The organism is Clostridioides sp. ES-S-0006-03, assembly GCF_020662275.1.
Taxonomy (GTDB): Bacteria; Bacillota; Clostridia; order Peptostreptococcales; family Peptostreptococcaceae; genus Clostridioides.
In genome coordinates this window covers 1-4,576 of sequence record NZ_JADGMM010000029.1, presented here as the reverse complement: position 1 = coordinate 4,576, position 4,576 = coordinate 1, and the positions used below count along the sequence as shown (strand labels likewise).

General features: G+C 29.7%; 4 protein-coding genes. 3 read left to right on the top strand and 1 reads right to left on the bottom strand.

All coding sequences use genetic code 11. The features are described 5' to 3' along the window. Both IR151_RS19775 and IR151_RS19770 read left to right on the top strand, forming a co-directional pair. On the top strand, positions 1-190 hold a 190-nt coding region (locus IR151_RS19775; protein ID WP_227437657.1), incomplete at its 5' end, for a hypothetical protein. Between the two features lie 345 nt (positions 191-535). After that, the gene (locus tag IR151_RS19770) at positions 536-2,134 is read left to right on the top strand and encodes a peptide chain release factor 3 (protein ID WP_227437655.1); all 1,599 of its coding nucleotides are present in this window, start codon (positions 536-538) and stop codon (positions 2,132-2,134) included. A gap of 176 nt (positions 2,135-2,310) precedes the next feature. Here IR151_RS19770 and IR151_RS19765 read toward each other — a convergent pair whose 3' ends face one another. Beyond that, entirely contained in the window at positions 2,311-2,487 is a 177-nt protein-coding gene (locus IR151_RS19765) for a hypothetical protein (protein ID WP_227437652.1), read from the bottom strand. A 341-nt stretch (positions 2,488-2,828) separates the two neighbouring features. Between IR151_RS19765 and IR151_RS19760 the strand changes: the two genes are divergently transcribed. Further along, positions 2,829-4,472, top strand: a complete 1,644-nt coding sequence (locus tag IR151_RS19760; RefSeq protein ID WP_227437650.1) for a recombinase family protein — start codon at positions 2,829-2,831, stop codon at positions 4,470-4,472. Positions 4,473-4,576: the final 104 nt, after the last annotated feature.

The following is a 4,576-nucleotide window of genomic DNA, read 5'->3' as shown; positions in this document are numbered from 1 at the left end:
GTCTACTATTATTGATTCTATAGTTTGGGATAGTTCTAGCAACACTCTTAGCATTGTTTATATGGGTGCTGACATAGATGACTTAGTTTCGTTGTCTGATAGGTCGCACTTCTGTAGTGATGGCAGATGCACTTTCTATAAAAGTGCAACTTTAGGAATTAATCTATTTTATTTAAATCCATCCATTTAGATTCTAACTCAGATATTTTTCATGATAATACTCATAAATATGAAGTTGTTATAGTCAATCTTAATATGTATGAAATGTAGAATAGTTGAGGGTGCTATTGCTTCTAACGAGCTAGGAATTATAAAAAAGTCCTTTTAATCTTAAAAAGGGGTTTGTGCTATACAGTAAGATAGTAAAGCTGTTTTCATAAGGTTTTTATATTGACAGTTTTGCAATAAAGTTATAATATTAATAGGATTGTAGTTTTTTATAGCATATGGAAAATTATGTTCATTTTAAAACTATTAATAAATATAATTTTTTATATTTGGATAATCGTAAAATTAAAATAAAGGATGATAAAAAATGACAGAACAAAATTTAAGCTTGATTGATGAAGTTAAAAGAAGAAGAACCTTTGCAATCATTTCCCATCCCGATGCAGGAAAAACTACATTAACTGAAAAGTTTCTATTATATGGTGGTGCCATTCGTGAAGCCGGATCAGTTAAATCAAGAAGATCTCAAAAACATGCAGTATCTGACTGGATGGAAATTGAAAAACAAAGAGGTATATCTGTTGCATCAAGTGTTCTTCAATTTGAATATAATAACTTTTGTATAAATATTCTTGATACTCCAGGGCATCAAGATTTCAGTGAGGACACTTATAGGACTCTTATGGCAGCAGACTGCGCAGTAATGGTTATTGACTCTGCTAAAGGTGTCGAGGATCAGACAAAGAAATTATTCCAAGTTTGTAAAATGAGAGGAATACCAATTTTCACTTTTATAAATAAAATGGACCGTCAAGGAAAGGATCCCTTTGAACTACTTGAAGATATTGAAAATGTTCTAGGAATTCGCTCTTGTCCAGTAAACTGGCCAATTGGTTCTGGTAAAGAGTTCAAAGGTGTGTTTAACCGTCATAAAAATCAAGTTGAACTATTTGATGATGGTAACCATGGACAATCTATTGCTAAGTCTACAACTGGAGATATATCTGATGAAAAATTTAATACTTTATTAGGTGATGCTCTTCATGAAAAACTACTAGAGGATATTGAACTTTTAGATATTGCTGGAGATAATTTTAATTTAGACGGAGTATTAAATGGTGAATTGACGCCTGTGTTCTTCGGAAGTGCCCTTACCAACTTTGGTGTAGAACCATTTTTAGAATCGTTCTTAGAAATAACACCTCCACCAAATCCTCGTAGCAGTAATTTAGGTGATATTGACCCTAATTCTAATAGCTTCTCAGGATTTATATTTAAAATTCAAGCTAATATGGATAAATCTCATAGAGATAGAATTGCATTTTTAAGAATTTGCTCTGGTAAATTTGAAAAAGGTATGACAGTAACTCATGTACAAAGAAATAAAAAGGTTAAACTTTCACAACCTCAACAGTTTGTAGCCCAAGACCGTGTTATAATAGATTCAGCTTATCCAGGGGACATTATAGGGATACATGATCCAGGAATATTTAATATTGGTGATACATTAAGTGAAAAAAAATCAAATTTACAATACACTGGTATACCACAATTTGCTCCTGAACATTTTGTAAGAGTATCTACAAAGAATGCTCTTAAAAGAAAACAGTTCTTAAAAGGTCTTACACAATTATCAGAAGAAGGTACTATACAGATATACAAACAACCTAATTTTGGTATGGAAGAACTTATTGTAGGAGTCGTTGGAGTTCTTCAATTTGAAGTTTTAGAATATCGTCTAAAACAAGAATATGGTGTTGATATGATAATGAATACACTACCTTATCGTCACATACGTTGGATTGAACCTGATACTTTCAAATCGGATAAGCTTTCAATACCAATGGATACAATACTAGTTGAAGATAAAAATAGCAATCCAGTATTGTTATTTCAAAATGAATGGTCTATTAGACATCTAATTGAAAGAAATGAAAATTTAGTTTTAAGAGAAACTTCTTTATAAAAAATAAATATTAATGCCCCTACGTCTATTTTTAAACGTAGGGGGGAGATTTCCGATTTTCTTTTTTCTAACCACTCTTCTCTTTTAATGCATTAGTCTCATAAAATATATGTGAATCCAAATATTTTCTCATTTGTTTTTCCTCTCTTATATCATATGTATACCTTATCAAAATTTTAAGCTTTAGCTTCACTTTTTTCTAAATCTTCTTCTAGTATCTTAAAGGCTTTATCTAAAACTTCCTCAGGATACTTTTTTCTTAATGCATTTACAAACCATATAGCTTTAGCTGATTCTATTTTTTTTAGTTCCAGTGGATTTGTAGGAAAAATCTCCACAACTTTTATATCCATATATAATCCCCCTATGCCTTAATTGAGTTATTATATTAATCTATGAGGTTATAGACTTGTCTTGACACAACTAATTAAGTCTCAAATTTTCTCTATCAAAACGAAATCAATATTTTTTCATATGATGCAATAAAAATGTATTATTAACATTTAATGTATTCTTTACATCATATATTTATATATAAGTAAATAATAAAACACTATTAATACCTATACGTATTGAAAATACTACTATAATGGGTGCTCTGATAAATACATCTACTCTTTTGTGATATGAAGTTGAATACCAGAATATTACTTATTCAAGTCAATTTATACCAAAGTTTAAGGGGGTTAAACTTATGAAGGCTGCAATTTATTCAAGAAAATCAAAATTTACGGGCAAAGGTGAATCTATAGAAAATCAAATACAACTATGTATGGACTATGCTAAATCTGTTGGTATAAAAGATTTTTTAATATATGAAGATGAAGGCTTTAGTGGTGGTAATATAGATAGACCTCAGTTTAAAAAAATGATGCAAGATGCAAAAGCAAACAAATTTGATTATCTTGTGTGCTATAGATTGGATAGAATATCAAGAAATGTATCTGACTTCTCTACTCTAATAGAAAAATTAAATAAACTAGATATATCTTTTATATCTATCAAAGAGCAATTTGACACTTCTACTCCAATGGGAAGAGCTATGATGTTTATATCTAGTGTATTTGCACAGCTTGAAAGAGAAACAATAGCTGAACGTATAAAAGATAATATGTATGAACTTGCTCGTACTGGGAGATGGCTAGGTGGTAAAACCCCTCATGGATTTAGCAGTAAAAAAATTAAATACTTAGATGAAAACCTAAAAGAAAGAAGTATGTATCAGTTAGAAGTTAGTGATGATGAGATGGAAGTTGTTAAAATAGTTTATGCTAAGTATCTAGAACTTAGATCTTTATCTCAATTATACAAATATGTTTATCACAATGGAATAAAAGGTCCTCGTGGTGGTAAATTTGACCCTAGTTCATTATCTGGTATACTTAGAAGTCCTGTTTATGTAAAAGCTAATGATGTTGTTGTAGAATATCTTAGAAATAATAATATGGAAGTTATCGGTACTCCTGATAATGAATGTGGAATACTTACTTATGCTAAAAATACATCTACACCTATCGCAGCTATTGCTAAACATAAAGGAATTATAGATTCTACTACTTGGCTTGAAGTTCAAGGTTTACTTGATGCTAATCGTGATAAGAGTCCAAGAATTGCTACTGGTAAAGTTGCTTTATTATCAGGAATTTTAAAATGTTCTAAGTGTGGTTCTAATATGAGAATTACTTATAAAGGCAAACGAACTGATAAAGAATTAAAGTATTATTATGTATGTGGTACTAAAAAGAATCTTGGTGTTGATGCTTGTAATTGTAAAAATCTTAAAGGACCTTTAGTTGAAGCTATTGTTATTGAAAGAATTAAAAATTGTAATGTAGAATCTATTATAGATGCTTTTCATGAAAATAAGATTAAAGTTGATAATGCATCAAATAGTATTAATAGTGAGATTAATTTATTTAGGAATTTTATTAAGGATAAAGAAAAAATCATCAGTAATTTAGTTATAGAACTTGCTAAAAATACTGGTAGTGTTGCTTCTAATTATATTATCTCTCAGATTGAAAGTTTAAATAGTGAAATTGAAGAATTAAAAGTTAAGGTTAGAAACTTAGAAGATAACAATGCTGATATTAAAAATGCCAATGTTAATTTAGATATTGTTGTTAGTAATTTAGAAAAGTTTAACAATATGGTTGATGATGCTAATTTGGATAATAAGAAGTTATTGTTGTCTACTATTATTGATTCTATAGTTTGGGATAGTTCTAGCAACACTCTTAGCATTGTTTATATGGGTGCTGACATAGATGACTTAGTTTCGTTGTCTGATAGGTCGCACTTCTGTAGTGATGGCAGAAGCAATAAGCATATCAGATAAAGTTGCAATACTATCTAAAAGACCAGCTACTATAAAAAATATTTATGACATTGAACTTAATATGGATGGAACAAAAACGCCTCTCAAAACACGTAAAGTTCCCG

Coding starts and splice junctions, on each gene's coding strand:
- IR151_RS19770 (WP_227437655.1), top strand. CDS start 536: ATGACAGAACAAAATTTAAGCTTGATTGATGAAGTTAAAAGAAGAAGA.
- IR151_RS19765 (WP_227437652.1), bottom strand. CDS start 2,487: ATGGATATAAAAGTTGTGGAGATTTTTCCTACAAATCCACTGGAACTA.
- IR151_RS19760 (WP_227437650.1), top strand. CDS start 2,829: ATGAAGGCTGCAATTTATTCAAGAAAATCAAAATTTACGGGCAAAGGT.